17 protein-coding genes are annotated in these 15,431 nt (G+C 36.9%); 9 read left to right on the forward strand and 8 right to left on the reverse strand.

The genetic code is table 11. From position 1 onward, the window contains the following. Position 1 precedes the first annotated feature (1 nt). On the reverse strand, positions 2-223 hold the full coding sequence (locus GJU39_RS17520) for a hypothetical protein (RefSeq protein WP_154282299.1): 222 nt from the start codon (positions 221-223) through the stop codon (positions 2-4). A 136-nt stretch (positions 224-359) separates the two neighbouring features. After that, positions 360-581, reverse strand: coding sequence for a hypothetical protein (locus GJU39_RS17525; protein WP_154282300.1), 222 nt, complete (start codon positions 579-581; stop codon positions 360-362). Between the two features lie 201 nt (positions 582-782). Between GJU39_RS17525 and GJU39_RS17530 the strand changes: the two genes are divergently transcribed. The 4 genes from GJU39_RS17530 to GJU39_RS17545 all read left to right on the forward strand — a co-directional run bounded on the left by GJU39_RS17530 (position 783) and on the right by GJU39_RS17545 (position 3,636). After that, positions 783-1,349 (forward strand): RNA polymerase sigma factor, encoded by a 567-nt coding sequence (locus tag GJU39_RS17530; protein WP_320463222.1) that lies wholly within the window; start codon positions 783-785, stop codon positions 1,347-1,349. An 8-nt stretch (positions 1,350-1,357) separates the two neighbouring features. Then, positions 1,358-2,455: a S1C family serine protease gene (locus GJU39_RS17535; RefSeq protein WP_154282301.1), complete on the forward strand. Its 1,098-nt coding sequence runs from the start codon at positions 1,358-1,360 to the stop codon at positions 2,453-2,455. A gap of 157 nt (positions 2,456-2,612) precedes the next feature. Beyond that, a complete protein-coding gene (locus GJU39_RS17540; RefSeq protein WP_154282302.1) occupies positions 2,613-3,248 on the forward strand; it encodes a peroxiredoxin in 636 nt (211 codons plus the stop codon). 187 nt (positions 3,249-3,435) lie between these two features. Next, positions 3,436-3,636, forward strand: a complete 201-nt coding sequence (locus tag GJU39_RS17545) for a cold-shock protein (RefSeq protein ID WP_154282303.1) — start codon at positions 3,436-3,438, stop codon at positions 3,634-3,636. A gap of 97 nt (positions 3,637-3,733) precedes the next feature. Here the strand turns inward: GJU39_RS17545 and GJU39_RS17550 are convergent, their stop codons facing one another. From GJU39_RS17550 to GJU39_RS17565, 4 genes are all read right to left on the reverse strand, one after another. Further along, complete coding sequence (locus tag GJU39_RS17550) at positions 3,734-4,918, reverse strand: THUMP-like domain-containing protein (protein ID WP_154282304.1); 1,185 nt, start codon at positions 4,916-4,918, stop codon at positions 3,734-3,736. 78 nt (positions 4,919-4,996) lie between these two features. Next, a complete protein-coding gene (locus tag GJU39_RS17555) occupies positions 4,997-6,262 on the reverse strand; it encodes an aspartate kinase (RefSeq protein WP_154282305.1) in 1,266 nt (421 codons plus the stop codon). Between the two features lies 1 nt (position 6,263). Then, complete coding sequence (locus GJU39_RS17560) at positions 6,264-6,731, reverse strand: GNAT family N-acetyltransferase (protein WP_154282306.1); 468 nt, start codon at positions 6,729-6,731, stop codon at positions 6,264-6,266. After that, the gene (locus GJU39_RS17565; protein WP_154282307.1) at positions 6,731-7,432 is read right to left on the reverse strand and encodes a YggS family pyridoxal phosphate-dependent enzyme; all 702 of its coding nucleotides are present in this window, start codon (positions 7,430-7,432) and stop codon (positions 6,731-6,733) included. Before GJU39_RS17565 ends, GJU39_RS17560 begins: the two co-directional genes overlap by 1 nt. 70 nt (positions 7,433-7,502) lie before the next feature. On the opposite strand from GJU39_RS17565, the gene GJU39_RS17570 reads away from it, so the two are divergent. The 4 genes from GJU39_RS17570 to GJU39_RS17585 all read left to right on the forward strand — a co-directional run bounded on the left by GJU39_RS17570 (position 7,503) and on the right by GJU39_RS17585 (position 12,343). Then, positions 7,503-8,054 carry a DUF4296 domain-containing protein gene (locus tag GJU39_RS17570; protein ID WP_154282308.1) on the forward strand — a complete coding sequence of 184 codons (552 nt, stop codon included), beginning with the start codon at positions 7,503-7,505 and terminating at the stop codon, positions 8,052-8,054. Position 8,055: 1 nt separating this feature from the next. After that, complete coding sequence (locus GJU39_RS17575; protein WP_154282309.1) at positions 8,056-10,434, forward strand: endonuclease MutS2; 2,379 nt, start codon at positions 8,056-8,058, stop codon at positions 10,432-10,434. Positions 10,435-10,916: 482 nt separating this feature from the next. Next, the gene (locus GJU39_RS17580; RefSeq protein WP_154282310.1) at positions 10,917-11,618 is read left to right on the forward strand and encodes a CoA transferase subunit A; all 702 of its coding nucleotides are present in this window, start codon (positions 10,917-10,919) and stop codon (positions 11,616-11,618) included. Between the two features lie 62 nt (positions 11,619-11,680). Beyond that, on the forward strand, positions 11,681-12,343 hold the full coding sequence (locus GJU39_RS17585) for a CoA transferase subunit B (RefSeq protein WP_154282311.1): 663 nt from the start codon (positions 11,681-11,683) through the stop codon (positions 12,341-12,343). Positions 12,344-12,394: 51 nt separating this feature from the next. On the opposite strand, the gene GJU39_RS17590 is transcribed toward GJU39_RS17585, so the two are convergent. Both GJU39_RS17590 and GJU39_RS17595 read right to left on the reverse strand, forming a co-directional pair. After that, a complete protein-coding gene (locus tag GJU39_RS17590) occupies positions 12,395-13,045 on the reverse strand; it encodes a uridine kinase family protein (protein ID WP_154282312.1) in 651 nt (216 codons plus the stop codon). Further along, complete coding sequence (locus GJU39_RS17595) at positions 13,042-14,574, reverse strand: LysM peptidoglycan-binding domain-containing protein (protein ID WP_154282313.1); 1,533 nt, start codon at positions 14,572-14,574, stop codon at positions 13,042-13,044. Before GJU39_RS17595 ends, GJU39_RS17590 begins: the two co-directional genes overlap by 4 nt. A gap of 283 nt (positions 14,575-14,857) precedes the next feature. On the opposite strand from GJU39_RS17595, the gene GJU39_RS17600 reads away from it, so the two are divergent. After that, entirely contained in the window at positions 14,858-15,337 is a 480-nt protein-coding gene (locus GJU39_RS17600; protein ID WP_154282314.1) for a Dps family protein, read from the forward strand. The last annotated feature ends 94 nt before the right edge of the window (positions 15,338-15,431 follow it).

Raw genomic sequence — 15,431 nt, forward strand, 5'->3', positions numbered from 1 at the left:
ACTAGTGTTTAACTTCTTCTGTTTTAGTTGTAGTTGCTTTTACAGTAGTATCTTTAACGGTAGAATCTTTTACTGAAGTATCAACAGCAGTAGTATCAGTAACGATAGTTGAAGAATCAGTTAAAGTTGTGTCAGAACCTTCAGCTTTTTTTTCTGAGTTACAAGCAACAACTGATAAAGATAAAGCTAAAGCTAAAAAGCCTAATTTGAATGCATTTTTCATGTTTGAATATTTTTAGTGATTAATTAATTTACCCTTAATACGTAGATATTAAAAAGGTAACCCATAAAAATCAAAAAAAATAAAAAAGTCCTTAAGAGGTTGATCTTAAGGACTTTTTTATATAACTAAAGTTAGACTAGTGTTTAACTTCTTCTGTTTTAGTTGTAGTTGCTTTTACAGTAGTATCTTTAACGGTAGAATCTTTTACTGAAGTATCAACAGCAGTAGTATCAGTAACGATAGTTGAAGAATCAGTTAAAGTAGTATCAGCACCTTCAGCTTTTTTTTCTGAGTTACAAGCTACAACTGATAAAGATAAAGCTAAAGCTAAAAAGCCTAATTTGAATGCATTTTTCATTTTTGAATTTTTTAAGTAATAATTTTCTTGTTAATGCCGCAAAGGTAAAAAGGTAACCCAACAATTTCCAAAAAAGTTAAAATATTTTTTTCTGCTATTTTTAGGTTACTGTTTATATAGAAGCGGAATTAAACTCCGTTAGTGGCTATAATTTTTTTTGTCTAATATTGGGTTACTATTTACCGAAAAACGTATTAACTAGTGAATAACAGTTTAAAGAGTTCAGTTCCAACGGATAGAGAGGTTATTTTAGGTATTCTAAATAACTCTGAAGATACACTTAACAAGTTATATAAGGCTTATTTTGCGATGGTTTTGCAATTTATCCTCAATAATAATGGTGATGAGGATGATGCAAAAGATGTTTACCAGGAAGCCATAATTATTTTATATAACAAAATTAAAGAGGGAAATTTCGAACTCAGCAGTAAACTTAAAACATATATTTATTCGGTTTGCCGACGGATTTGGTTAAAAAAATTGAGTCAGAGCAGTAGAAAGACCGGTAATATTAACGATTACGAAGATGTGTTTGCTGTTGAGGAAGATGTAGAAGAACACGAGGAAAAAGATTTGCAGTTTGTAAAAATGCAATCGGCTCTTGATCATTTAGGTGAACCTTGTAAAACCATTATTCAAGATTTTTATATACACAGTTTATCCATGCAGGATATTTGCGAAAAGTTTGGCTATACCAATACAGATAACGCAAAAACACAGAAGTATAAATGCCTGCAACGGTTAAAAAAAATATTTTTTCAACCATAATAATTGAAATGAGAAACGATTTGGAGTTAGATGCAATTATTGAAGATTATCTGTTAGGTAAACTTAACCTACAAGAAACCGAAGCTTTTGAACAGTTACGCCGGAATGATCCGACTGTAGACCATAAAGTGGTTTCCCATAAATTCTTTATGGAATCTATGGAAATGTTTGCTGCACAGGTTCGCTTAAAAGAACAATTAAATAGCATTCATGCAGAGATAGATGTAGATGGTTTGGCTTCAAAGCTAGGTCCTCATCCTTCGCGTGTGGTGCAGTTATGGCGTAAACATAAATCAGTAATTGCTGTTGCTGCTTCTTTTTTAGTTTTATCGCTGGTTTCAGTTTATTCTATTCAACACAATACTAAACAGAAAGAGCAACTTGTATTGTTAAGCAATCAGGTTAACAGGGCAATTAAAACACAAAATAGTTTAATCAGAAAGATAAACAACACCAATACCAGCCCGGGTAAACCGGCTGTTCAAAACAGTTTTGGCGGTACTGGTTTCGCCATCTCTACCAATGGCTACATCCTTACCAATCTACACGTAATTAACGGTGCTGATTCTTTGTATGTTCAGAATAATAAAGGGGAGTCTTTCAAAGTAAAATCAATTTATACAGATCCTCAGAATGATATTGCAATTCTTAAAATAAGCGATAAGAACTTCAATCATTTATCAGCTATTCCTTATTCAATAAAAAAGAATACGAGCAGCATTGGCGAAATAGTTTATACCTTAGGTTACCCTAAAGATGATGCGGTGCTGGGTGAAGGGTATGTGAGTTCTAAAAATGGTTTTATTGGTGATACTACGCAGTACCAGGTTTCTATTCCTGTAAATCCAGGTAACAGTGGTGGTCCGCTTTTAGATTCTAACGGTAATCTCGTGGGGATTATCAGCGGAAAACCGGATCAGACAGAAGGAGCTGCATTTGCCATTAAATCGAAATATATTTTAGAAGCCATGCGTGCAATCCCTCAGGATTCGTTAGGTTCAAGCAAACTTTCTTCAACGAAGAAAAGCCTGCTTTCTGGTTTGAAACGTACAAAGCAAATTGAAAAACTTCAGGATTATGTTTTCATGATCAAAGTCTATAATTAAATAATCCAAACAAATTAATATTAAATCCCCTGTTGCGTAACTTCTTCAGGGGTTTTTTGTGCGATTATAATTTAGATGTATTAAAGTAATATTAAACCTATGTATTTACTATAGTATTGATTAGCTTTGTTTAAATCAACTTAAAATTAATATTATTATGAGCATAAGATTAGGCGATACCGCACCAAATTTTCAAGCGGAAACATCTATTGGCAATATAGATTTTTACGAATATTTAGGCGATAGCTGGGGCGTTTTGTTTTCGCATCCTGCGGATTATACGCCTGTTTGCACCACAGAATTAGGCCGCACTGCTGCACTTAAAAGTGAGTTTGAAAAGCGAAATGTAAAAGTGCTTGCATTAAGTGTAGATTCGGCAGAATCGCACAAGGGTTGGATTAGCGATATCAATGAAACCCAAAATACCTCTGTAGAATTTCCAATTATTGCAGATGCTGATAAAACGGTTGCAAATCTATATGATATGATTCATCCAAATGCTTCAGAAACGCAAACCGTAAGATCGCTCTTTGTTATTAGCCCTGATAAAAAAGTAAAATTAACCATCACTTATCCTGCTTCAACAGGAAGAAACTTTAATGAAGTATTAAGGGTAATTGATTCTTTACAGCTTACTGCCCAATATACAGTTGCCACTCCGGCAGATTGGAACGATGGTGATGACGTAATTGTAATAAATAGTATTAAAACAGAAGATATTCCGGATAAATTTCCAAAAGGGCATAAAGTTATCAAGCCATATCTACGCACTACGCCACAACCGAACAAATAAATAAGAATTTTACGATCTATACGCAACATTATCGTTAACAATGGCTCGTTTCAGTCGTATTGTCTCATTATTTATTATATTCGATAGTTTTGTTCGAAGATTAACGCCTGATAATTTATTTAATTTTTAATTGTTTTTGGGAAAATGAAGGGCAAGATTTAAAAATTATTTATTAATTATTATTTTTATGGCAACTGGAAAAGTTAAGTGGTTTAATACTCAAAAAGGTTTTGGATTTATATTGCAAGAAGACAATACAGATTTATTCGTTCATTTTAAAGACGTTCTTGGTGGAATTGATAGTATACAAGAAGGAGACAGTGTAGAATATGAAGTAGCTGATGGCCGAAAAGGGTTGCAAGCCATAAACGTTAAAAAAATTAGTTAAGATTAAAGTATCAAAAAAGAAGCGCCTTTCTCTTTGAAGGGGCTTCTTTTTTGGCGTAAATCCTGGAAAATCCCTGGTGGACTATTACGATTTGCAATCAATAGTGTTGAATAATGGATGCTTTGAGGATCACGTTTTCTCCATTGGCTATTTTGGTGAAAATCAAAAACTGATTGTGGTTTGATTTAATTTTATATTTTTTCACCAATTCTTCTGCTTTCGCCGGATAATTCCTTACAATCACATTTCCAGTTAAATTACCCGTTTTTTTTAAGTCTGCAGCAGTTAGTTGCCCTTCAAGTTCAAATATTCTTCCTGGAAAGTCACTGTTAATGATATTACTTGCATAAAGTTGGGTTTGCGGATGCAATTTTGCCAATTGATAGCTAGCTGCAATCAGATTAAAGGCACCAGACTTAAGCAATGCTGCATCTGGTTCATACAGGTATTTAAAGCTTGCAAGATTATCGGAAAAGGATACATTGACATCACTTTCAGATTTTTTAAAGCAAAATACTTTTTCTTTTTCATTGAGTGCCACAGCAGTAATCTTCGGCTCGCCCGAAAAATCCTGATCAAGAATCCATAGCAACTCTTTACATTCATTTTTTACACTCACGATATGAATTTCACTTACGAATTTTAATTCTGTTAAACCCGCAGTTATGTCCAGTAGTGGAGCCGTCTTAATAATTATTCTGCCTGCTTTTTGCAATAGTAAATCCAGGTTTGCAGTTACATCCGGCGTGCAATCTTTCAACATGAATACCTTGCCTTTACCCGCCCTGCGTGCAGGATCAATATAAACGGTATCATATTGTTCGTTTGCATTTCTAACGAATGCCATGCCATCAACGGCTTCAAAATGAATGTTTTCCGCACGGAGGATTTTGGCATTATGTGCTGCTATCGCAGATAATTCTTGATTGATTTCGCAATGAGTTACCTTACGTATTTGCTTGGAAAAATAATAAGCATCTACTCCAAAACCTCCGGTCAGGTCTATCAGTACATCGCCAACGGCTAATTTCGATTTATACTGTGCCGTGATTTCTGAAGATGTTTGCTCGATAGACAAAGGAGGCGGATAGTAAATGTCTGAAGCCTGAAACCAGCTTGGTAACTTCTTTTCAGATTTTTTCTTACTTAGTAATTGTCCCGCTAACTCGGCTGCACTTACGCCTTCGAATTTACTTCTAGCTAAAGCAATCTGATTGATATCTGCATTTAAATTTGCGTCAATGTATTCCTGAATAGCTTTAGCTAAAAGTTTATAGTTCATTTTGCAGTTTCTAGATTGTATACCTGATTAATTATCCAAAGGAACTTGTTCAATCCAGGTTGGCTAAGGCGATTTGATTTAAGCCTTATTTTTCATCACCATCTGGCAGGTATGGCGACTTTTTACTTCCAGTAAAATATCTTTATCTACCGTTACGCGGTCAATAGTACTTTGATTGTAGTAGCGGATGGTCACTAACTCAAGGTCTTTATTATATTTTACAGTAAATTCTGCAGATAGGTCTTTAATTAGCCGCTCAATCCTTTCCGGCTGATCATCAACACTCACCGAAAAACTAATAGCAGAGTTCAGCATGGTGTTAATTTTAATCTTATGCTTGTGGAAGAGTTCGAAGATATTGCTTAGGTTTTCTTCAATAATAAATGAATAATCCTTTGGGAAGATGGAAATCAGTGCCTGATTAACTTTGAAAATAAAAGAAGGAACCGGTAGGGGATTATTCTCCTTTGTGATGGCTGTTCCAACACCCTCTGGTTGAATAAACGAGCGGACGAACAAAGGGATTCCCTTATTTTGTAGCGGTTTAATTGTTTTTGGATGAATCACGGTTGCGCCATAGTAAGTCAGCTCTATTGCATCATGATAAGAAAGCTGTGCAATTTTTTCAGTTTCATCAAACCATTTAGGATCTGCATTTAACACTCCCGGAACATCTTTCCAAATAGTTAATGCCACCGCGTCAAGGCATGAGGCAAATATGGCTGCAGAATAATCTGAACCTTCTCTCCCTAAAGTAGTGGTGTAATTTTCGCTCGTTCCGCCAATAAAACCCTGGGTAATAATAATGTGGTCATCAAGCAAAGGTACCAGATCACGTTGGATAATTTGATTCGTTTTAGCCCAATCCACTTTACCTTCACGGTAGGTATTATCCGTTTGAATAAAATTCCTGGCATCAGTCCACAATGCCTTGTTTCCACATTCATTTAACCAGGCGGCTACGATTTTGGTGGAAACGACTTCACCGATTGAAACAATCTGATCGTAAATATAATCAGCGTCATTATCCGGCTCATCTTCAATCAGCCAGTCAATCTCCACAAATGTATTCGCAACATCATCATAAACCGAATTGGATTTACCTTGAAAAAGCGCCTCAATAATGTGAAAGTGGAAATGCTTTATTTCATCGAAAATGGCGTGGGTTTCATCACTGCCATTTAAGTAGGCATGGGTTAACTCTTCCAGCTTATTCGTTATTTTGCCCATTGCTGAAATTACCACCAGCAATTTGCCGTTTTTATAATCTCTAACGATGTTGCAAAGGTTCTTCACGCCAGCCGCATCTTTTACTGAGGCACCTCCAAACTTAAAAATATCCATATTAAAATGCCTTAACCTGATCTGTAGATAATGCGGCATTTAGCCAGCCGCTTTCTAAATATGCACTGTATTTATTATAAAAGTTAATTGCAGGTGCGTTCCAATCCAAAACCTGCCATACCATTCCATTGAAATTGCCGTTTTTAGCTTCTACAATAACTTTTTCAAAAAGAATTTTGCCAATTCCTTTTCCCCTGAATTCTTCCGTTACAATAAAATCTTCCAAATATAATCTCGAACCCTTCCAGGTAGAATAACGGGTATAATATAAAGCAAAGCCTACAATTGTTCCGTCAACCTCTGCTACGAAAGCCTTCCAAACAGGGTTTTTGCCAAATCCTGCTTCAGTAAAATGATCCAGCGTTACGGTAACTTCTTGTGGAGCGCGTTCATATACAGCCAGTTCGTTAATCAACTCCAAAATTCTTGGGCAATCTATGGCTTTGGCTGTTCTAATATTTAAATTCATTAAAGATTATCTGAAGTGTTTTTAAAATGTTTGATGGTGCGCTTTCCGAAAATGCTACTTCCAATCCGAACCATTGTACTTCCTTCTTCTATGGCAATTTTATAATCTGCACTCATGCCTGTAGAAATCTCCCTGAAATAGTCTTCTTTCGGAAAAAAGCTGGACTTAATGCCGTCGAAGAAAACTTTCAGCTCGTTAAATTCAATGGTAATTTGCTTTTCATTTTTTGTATTTGTCGCGATGCCCATTAAGCCTACAATCCGAACATTTTTCAGTTCTGCAAATTCGCTTGAACGAAGTAATTCAATGGCTTCATCATGAGCCAATCCGAATTTGGTTTCCTCGTCGGCAATATAGATCTGCAATAAACAATCGATAACCCGTTTATTTTTGATAGCCTGTTTGTTAATTTCCTGCAATAGTTTCAGGCTGTCGACACCATGAATCATGCTTACAAAAGGCGCGATATATTTAGCTTTATTGCTTTGTAAATGGCCAATCAAATGCCACTCAATGTCTGCAGGCAACTGCGCCTGCTTCTCAACCATCTCCTGCACCATGTTTTCGCCAAAAATACGCTGACCTGCATGATAAGCTTCCAGTATTGTATCGGCAGATTGTGTTTTTGAAACAGCGATCAGTTTTACACCATCAGCCTCAACTTCGTTTTTATATTGTTTAAGATTATCAGCTATGCTCATTTATAACTATTTTTGGGTAAAATTAACAACCTTGCCGCAATTTGGGCAAAAAATAATATTTTAATTGAGCATGAAAGGATTAATGTGGGGTTTAGTGATGGTTGTTCTGGCTTTTGGCTGCAAGTCTAAAACACCAGATGGCATCATTGATATCTCAAGAATGGAAGGGATATTGTTTGATATTCATGTGGTAGATGGCTATATATCTACCATTTATGTTCCTGATTCTGCAAGAAAAGTTGCTTCAGCTTATTACAAAGGTATCTACAAAAAATTTGATACTGATTCTGCAGAATATACGAGGAGTTTAAATTACTATTATCAAAATCCTGAAAAGCTGCAGGAAATGTACAAAGTGATTTCGGCCCGGTTAGATAAGCAAAAAGCCAATATTAAGCAGGCTGATTCCTTACTGCTGAAAAAGAGATTTAAAACCGATTCGCTTAAAATTATTAAAAAATTCAAAGCAGATTCTTTATCCATTAGAAAAAAGATGAAAACCGATTCTTCATCTAAGGTAAAAGCTGATGCACAAATTAAAAAGAAAAAAGCACAGGCTGATTCCATTTTAAATACCAAAAGAAATGGTGATTTAAGACCGTTATCAGTAGCAGTACAATAATATGTTATATCCCGAAAATTGTTTAGAACGTTTAGGTTTTGTAGAGATAAGGCAACTTATTAGCAAGCATTGTTTAAGTCCGATGGGGCAGGCAATGGTGCTAAAGATGCAGGTGATGAGTCGTTTTGATCAGATCGATAAATTTTTACGTCAAACCCATGAATTTAAGAGCATCCTGCAAAATCAGGAGCCGCTACAAATAAATACCTTTTTTGATATTAAATCTCTGGTTGATAAAATCAGGGTGGAAGGCACTTATCTTCAGGAAGATGAATGGTTCCAGGTTTACACTTCGTTGCAAACTGTTTTTTCGGTTTTGCGGTTTTTTGAAGAGCGGGCGGAGGTTTATCCAACTTTAGAGGCACTTTTCGAGCATCTGCCTATTGAAAAAAATATCCTTCGAAAAATTGAAATGGTGATTGATCCGAAAGGAAAAATAAAACCAAATGCCTCGAAAGAATTGCAGGAAATTACTGCTGCAATTTCGCGTTCCGAGCAGGATGTACGCAAGCGAATGGATTCCATTTACAAACAAGCCATTGCCAACAACTGGGTGGCCGATGGAAGTTTAACCATTCGTGATGGCAGAATGTGTATTCCGGTATTGGCGGAAAATAAGCGGAAGTTAAAAGGTTTTGTTCATGATGAATCGGCCACAGGCCAAACGGTTTACATTGAACCAGAAGAAGTTTTTACACTCAACAATAAGCTTCGCGATTTGGAATTTGATAAACGCAGGGAAATCATTAAAATTCTAATTACACTTACTAATGATTTGCGTCCTTATTCCCCGTTATTGCTTTCCTATCACGGTTTCTTAACTAAACTGGATTTTGTACGTGCGAAGGCTTTATTTGCTTTGGATATTGAAGCAGAAATGCCAGGATTACTGAAAGAACCAAAAGCAAAGTTAATTAATGCGAGACACCCGTTATTGGCACTTTCTTTTGCAGCTGAAAAGAAAACGGTTACGCCGTTAAATATTCACATTGATGCCGAAACGCGTGTAGTTTTAGTGTCAGGGCCAAATGCCGGTGGTAAATCTGTTTGTATGAAAACGGTAGGTTTGCTGCAGATTATGCTGCAAACAGGCTTGCTGATTCCGGTAGATGCCAACAGTGAAGTGGGCATTTTCGAAAACATCTTTGCAGATATTGGCGATGATCAATCCATAGAGAGTGATTTGAGTACTTACAGTGCGCACTTAAAAAAGATGCGTTATTTTGTTGAACATGCTTCGCCAAAAACAATGGTTTTGATCGATGAGTTTGGTACCGGGACAGACCCTCAGTTTGGCGGACCGATGGCAGAAGCGGTTCTGGAGGTATTGAATAATAAAAAAGTTCGTGGAGTAATTACCACTCACTATTCCAACCTCAAGCTATTTGCAGGTAATACTCCGGGCCTGGAAAATGCCTCTATGCTTTTTGATAATGCGAAGATGAAGCCGCTCTATATTCTGGAAATGGGTAAACCCGGAAGCTCTTATGCTTTTGAAATTGCCCAGAATATTGGCTTACCGAAGGAAGTGATTGCACTGGCGAGAGAAAAAACAGGATCAAATCAGAATCGTGTAGATACCATGCTGGTGGATTTGGAACGTGATAAAAAGAACGTTTATGATGCTAAAGTTAGCTTGGCGAATCAGCAGAATAAAGCAAAAAACCTGATTGCAGAGAATGAGAAGCTGAGAGCCTTTCTGGATGAAAACCGAAGGATTTTAATTAAAGAGGCAAAGCAGGAGGCACAAAATATCATCAAAAATGCCAATAAGCTGGTCGAAAATACCATTGCTGAGATAAAGGAAAAACAAGCTGATAAAGCGGTTACAAAAGAACTTCGAGAAAATTTACAACAAGAACTGATTAAAAATACCGAACCAAAAGAGCGGCCAAAGCCTGCTCCGGTTGTGGTGGGCGGCGAGATTGCCATTGGTGATTGGGTAAAGTTTACCGACAGCGAAACCACCGGGATTGTAATGGAAATTAATCGTAACGAGTTAATTTTAGCCATAGGCGATTTACGTTCTACGGTTAAAAAGAATCGCGTTCAGCGGATCAGTAACAAAGAGGCAAAGAAAGTAGTGCAAAGTAGTGGCGGTTCATTTGCAGGGCGAATGAATGATGCGGTTTCAGGCTTCCGGGCAGAATTAGACTTGCGGGGAAAACGTACCGAAGATGCTTTATTTGAAGTAGAGAAATACCTGGACAAAGCCATTATGTTAGGCTTCCCGTCTATTAAACTGATTCATGGTAAAGGTGATGGGATTTTAAGAAAAATGATCAGAGAATATCTTCGTAAATATAGCCAGGTGAACAGGATGGAGGATGAACATGCAGACAGAGGCGGGGATGGAATTACCTACGTTTATCTGAATTAGCGCAGGGCATGAAATGTGGCTATAGGGAGTTGGAAGTGTGGTGGTAGAAAATAGAAAAGAAGGAAACAGAAAATAGGTGATGAGAAACAGGAGGGCAGGAAATAAGAAAATACAAAAAACATAACAAGAACGGTAGACGAAATGCGCTAAACGAAAAACGATTACGCTATATGGAAGAAAACAGATTACTTCTTTTTATCGCCCGGACACTTTTTGCAGCGCTTTCCTTTTTTATATTTTTCACAACACTTTTTGTGCTCAGCAGTACAGCTGAAGATAAATCCCATCCCTTTTTGAAATTCAGGATCGGTAGGGATAATCAGTATTTTGTCTTCGTCTCTCTCGTAAATCATTGCCTTACAAAGGTAAGCGTCGTTTAGAACAATTCCAATTTAATGTTATTCTAAAAAGATTTAAAAGTAAAACATTGTTAATATCTAAAGGCATTTACTAAATTAGCGAACTAACCAAAAATTCGTAAAATGATAAATAAAGTGGTATCAGGCGCTGAAGAGGCGATCAAAGATATTTCAGATGGCGCTACAATTATGCTTGGTGGTTTCGGCTTATGTGGGATTCCAGAGAATTGCATCAATGCTTTAGTAGAAAAACAAATCAAAAACTTAACCTGTATATCTAACAATGCCGGTGTAGATGATTTTGGGATTGGTTTGCTTTTGAAAAAGCGCCAGGTAAAAAAAATGATCTCTTCTTATGTAGGTGAAAATGCTGAATTTGAAAGACAGTTGTTAAGCGGAGAATTGGAAGTTGACCTTATCCCACAAGGGACTCTTGCTACCCGTTGTATGGCTGCCGGATATGGAATGCCGGCAATTTTTACGCCTGCAGGTGTAGGAACTGAAGTGGCTGAAGGTAAAGAAATCAGGAACTTTGACGGGAAAGATTATTTACTGGAATATGCATTCGATGCAGATTTTGCCATTGTAAAAGCATGGAAAGGCGATGCTGCAGGTAATCTGGTTTTCCGGTCTACCAGTAGAAACTTTAATCCTGTAATGGCAATGGCCGGGAAAATAACCATCGCCGAAGTAGAAGAATTAGTAGGGGTTGGAGAACTCGATCCTGATCATATCCATACACCAGGTATTTATGTACACCGGATATTTCAGGGGAAGAATTATGAAAAGAGAATTGAGCAGCGAACTGTTCGTGTGAAGGCATAGGTTTTAAGTTCTTCACTCCGGATTTTTTAGTTATGTATCATTCTCTCAGCCAAAATTAGCTTATGTCATTATCAAAAGAAGAAATAGCAAAACGCATCGCGAAGGAAATAAAAGACGGTTACTATGTAAACCTTGGCATTGGGATTCCCACTTTGGTGGCGAACTATATTCCTAAAAACATCAACGTTGTTTTGCAATCTGAAAACGGCTTGTTAGGCATGGGTCCTTTTCCTTTTGAGGGTGAGGAGGACGCTGATTTAATCAATGCCGGAAAACAAACCATCACTACATTGCCCGGTTCCTCTATTTTTGATTCTGCTATGAGTTTTGGAATGATCAGGGCGCAAAAAGTCGATTTGACTATTTTAGGTGCGATGGAAGTTTCAGAAAACGGAGATATTGCCAATTGGAAAATTCCAGGTAAAATGGTTAAAGGAATGGGTGGTGCAATGGATCTAGTGGCCTCGGCAAAAAACATCATTGTAGCCATGCAGCATATTAATAAAGCTGGCGAAAGCAAATTATTAAGTAAATGTACCTTGCCCTTAACCGGCGTAAAATGCATTAAAAAGATAGTTACCGAACTTGCTGTACTGGCTGTTTTGCCGGAAGGCGGCTTTCAACTCCTGGAACGTGCACCGGGGGTAAGCATTGAATTTATTCAACAATCAACTGCGGGTAAATTAATTATTGAAGGTGAAATCCCGGAAATGGAATTTGATTAAGCGAGTTTCTGTTAAACGACAAAAGGATAGCCTTGGCTATCCTTTTGTCGTTTACTGGATGTTTACCAGAATATTGTTTCGAAGGTTATTTGAAATGTCTTCTGTAATGGCAATCAGTTCATCTGGTTCATTCGTATTATTCATCACTACCTTATCACATTCATCTCTGTAAGGTAAAAGATATTCTTTATAGGCAGGTACTACATGGTTGTGCCATTTATAGATTACATCTTCTTCAGGATAACCACGTTCCAAACCGTCACGTTTAACACGGCGTTCTAGTGCAATCTGCTCATCAGCATCAACAAAAATAGTGTGATCGAGTAGGCCGGCTATTTCTTTGAAATGAAGAATGAAAAGACCTTCTACAATGATAATCGGGGCAGATTTGATTTCTAAAATCTTAACCACTGCAAGTGGGTTGTTAAAGTTGTATTCCTTCTTATAGACTACTTCTCCGTTTAGCAATTGCTTAATATCACGTAAGAATTGTTCGCTATCTATAGTTGAAGGAAGGTCGAAATTATAGAGTTTATTTTCTTCCTGGGTCATGTCTCCTGCCGGGATGTAATAATCATCCTGAGAAACCAGTGTTACTTCATCTTGTTTAAAATGGTGAAGAAAGCAATTTAAGAAAAAAGTTTTACCAGATCCGCTACCGCCGGCAATACCAATCACAAAGGGTTTTTTATTTAAACTCATTGAGCACTATAGGTTAAATTACATAAAAATCGCTTGTCTAAAGCACCTAATGAATCGGCAACAGCTTTAGTCATTACAATGATAACATCTTTTGTGGATTCGTTCTCTGTGAATTTACCAACAACCTTCGCAAAGGTGGTACGGTTTGTCATTGGATTAGTCAGTTTAATTACGCGGCCAACCGGAGCGCTCCTGTGTAATACCAACATTTTGGTGCCATCTAAATCTGCATCTGCAATCCATATTGCAGCACCTTTTTCTTCAATCTGACTTAAGCCATAAACGCTCGGATCGCGACGAAGTTTCGGATCTTTAACCATTGTGCTGTCTGGTTCATTTTCCTGTTCTTCTCTAGACAAATCATTTACTGATCTTGGCTGTGGGGGTCTTGGAATAATTAGTTTCTGATCAGTCTTAATGGTATTTTCATCCATTTTGTTTGCCGATCTGATTTGGTAAGCCGTAAGATTATATTTTTTAGCAATGGTGAAAATGGTTTCACCATCCGCTACTGTATGGATAAAACTCTCATCTTTTGAAACCGGAGCAGGTTTTACCGTTTGTTCGGATTGCTTTTCCTTTGGGACCTGAACATCAGTAACAATACCGCCCGGAACTTTTAATACCTGGCCAATAGTAATGGCATTATCAGGTAAGTTGTTCAATTTTCTCAACTGGTAAGCTGTAACACCATATTGTTTAGCAATAGTAAAAATGGTTTCGTTTCTTAGCACTGTATGGGTTCCTGCCGCTTCAGGAGCTTTTACAGTATCAGTAGTTGCTGTAGTTTGTTCAGAAATACTCACCACTTTGTTTTCCTCTACGTTTTTAGTAGCAGGGATTTTTAACTTCTGGCCGATGCGAAGGCTGTTTCCCGATAAGTTATTGGCTTTTTTAACCGCCTCTACAGTTGTACCATATTTCTCTGCAATTTTGCCTAAAAATTCTTTTGCGGCTACCGTATGTTCGATCATGGTTTGATCTGTTGAACCTGGCGCAGTTTGCTGCGCCGCTACAACAGGTGTTTCTACTTTTGCAGTTTGTACAGGCGCAGCAGGAGAATCGGCTACAGCATCACTCTTCGACGAGATTTTCAGTACCTGGCCAATGCTTAAATTATTTCCTTTAAGGTTATTGAGCTTTTTAATATCATTAACCGTTGTGCCATATTTTTCTGCAATAGCATTCAGATTGTCTTTTGCTTTAACCGTATATTCAATAATACCCCCGTCTGAAGAAGCCGCAGCAGGCGTAGCGCTGCTATTTGATCCCCATGGAAGATTAGTAGGAACCTTAATGATTACACCAACCTGTAGATATTTATTTTCATTGAAGACCATAATATCTTTAGGAGATACATTGTACCTTCTTCCGACAGAATAATAGGTGTCTTTGGCTACAATTTGATGTACAATAAGTTTTTTGCCATTATTATTTTCTACGCCGATAGAGTCTCTTGCTGTGTTGGCTTTCGCATTTGCAATATTTAAAGCAAATAGAACAACAGCAGATAAATATATTTTGTGCATTTATTTTGTATAAATTTCTAAGTCAAATTAAGCAATTATACGAATAATATTATTAACCATATTTAGATTTTGAAAGCAACACCACGTGTAAAGAGAGTGGCTTACTATGGATTTTAAATCTATATAATTCATTCACAATTACTTGTAAAGGCGATAATTGCTATAGTATTGAATAATAAACGAACTTATAAATAAGGTATTGCATGAACGGAAGTTTAGATTAAAACTTTTATAAAACTTGTTTGTTACGTACACATCAAAATAACAATAAATACTGTATAAAATGGACGCTAAAGAAATAAGCTTAAACGAAAAAGAGGTTAAACCAGTAGTTGATCTTTTAAATGATTACCTGGCTAATTATCATATTCATTACCAAAAACTTAGGGGTTGCCATTGGAATATCAAGGGACAAAACTTCTTTACCCTTCACGTTAAATTTGAAGAACTATATACCAATGCACAAGTAACAATTGATGAAATTGCAGAACGCGTGCTTACCCTTGGAAAACCGCCTCACAGCCGTTTCGCTGATTATATTCAAGAGTCGCAAATTAAGGAAATCAACACCATCGGCATGGCTGACTTAGACATGGTTGATGCGATTTTGGATGACATGGCTAAATTAATTGAAATGGAGAGAGAACTGTTAATTGCTACGGATGATGCCAGCGATGACGGTACTAACGATATGGTGAATCGTTTTATGCAGTTCAAAGAGAAAAACACGTGGATGTTGCGCTCTTTTGCTGGAAAAAAATAATATCAACAAGTAATGTTTAAGCCTTAGCTAAATTGATTTTTGTAAAATCTGTTTATCTGAGGCTTTTTTATTTTTCGGAAATACTAAATATTTA

Source organism: Pedobacter petrophilus, from assembly GCF_009674725.1.
Taxonomy (GTDB): Bacteria; Bacteroidota; Bacteroidia; order Sphingobacteriales; family Sphingobacteriaceae; genus Pedobacter; species Pedobacter petrophilus.

What these genes read in the sequence shown, in the direction of transcription:
- GJU39_RS17520 (WP_154282299.1), bottom strand. Translation starts at nt 223, where the DNA reads ATGAAAAATGCATTCAAATTAGGCTTTTTAGCTTTAGCTTTATCTTTA.
- GJU39_RS17525 (WP_154282300.1), bottom strand. Translation starts at nt 581, where the DNA reads ATGAAAAATGCATTCAAATTAGGCTTTTTAGCTTTAGCTTTATCTTTA.
- GJU39_RS17535 (WP_154282301.1), top strand. Translation starts at nt 1,358, where the DNA reads ATGAGAAACGATTTGGAGTTAGATGCAATTATTGAAGATTATCTGTTA.
- GJU39_RS17540 (WP_154282302.1), top strand. Translation starts at nt 2,613, where the DNA reads ATGAGCATAAGATTAGGCGATACCGCACCAAATTTTCAAGCGGAAACA.
- GJU39_RS17545 (WP_154282303.1), top strand. Translation starts at nt 3,436, where the DNA reads ATGGCAACTGGAAAAGTTAAGTGGTTTAATACTCAAAAAGGTTTTGGA.
- GJU39_RS17550 (WP_154282304.1), bottom strand. Translation starts at nt 4,918, where the DNA reads ATGAACTATAAACTTTTAGCTAAAGCTATTCAGGAATACATTGACGCA.
- GJU39_RS17555 (WP_154282305.1), bottom strand. Translation starts at nt 6,262, where the DNA reads ATGGATATTTTTAAGTTTGGAGGTGCCTCAGTAAAAGATGCGGCTGGC.
- GJU39_RS17560 (WP_154282306.1), bottom strand. Translation starts at nt 6,731, where the DNA reads ATGAATTTAAATATTAGAACAGCCAAAGCCATAGATTGCCCAAGAATT.
- GJU39_RS17565 (WP_154282307.1), bottom strand. Translation starts at nt 7,432, where the DNA reads ATGAGCATAGCTGATAATCTTAAACAATATAAAAACGAAGTTGAGGCT.
- GJU39_RS17570 (WP_154282308.1), top strand. Translation starts at nt 7,503, where the DNA reads ATGAAAGGATTAATGTGGGGTTTAGTGATGGTTGTTCTGGCTTTTGGC.
- GJU39_RS17575 (WP_154282309.1), top strand. Translation starts at nt 8,056, where the DNA reads ATGTTATATCCCGAAAATTGTTTAGAACGTTTAGGTTTTGTAGAGATA.
- GJU39_RS17580 (WP_154282310.1), top strand. Translation starts at nt 10,917, where the DNA reads ATGATAAATAAAGTGGTATCAGGCGCTGAAGAGGCGATCAAAGATATT.
- GJU39_RS17585 (WP_154282311.1), top strand. Translation starts at nt 11,681, where the DNA reads ATGTCATTATCAAAAGAAGAAATAGCAAAACGCATCGCGAAGGAAATA.
- GJU39_RS17590 (WP_154282312.1), bottom strand. Translation starts at nt 13,045, where the DNA reads ATGAGTTTAAATAAAAAACCCTTTGTGATTGGTATTGCCGGCGGTAGC.
- GJU39_RS17595 (WP_154282313.1), bottom strand. Translation starts at nt 14,574, where the DNA reads ATGCACAAAATATATTTATCTGCTGTTGTTCTATTTGCTTTAAATATT.
- GJU39_RS17600 (WP_154282314.1), top strand. Translation starts at nt 14,858, where the DNA reads ATGGACGCTAAAGAAATAAGCTTAAACGAAAAAGAGGTTAAACCAGTA.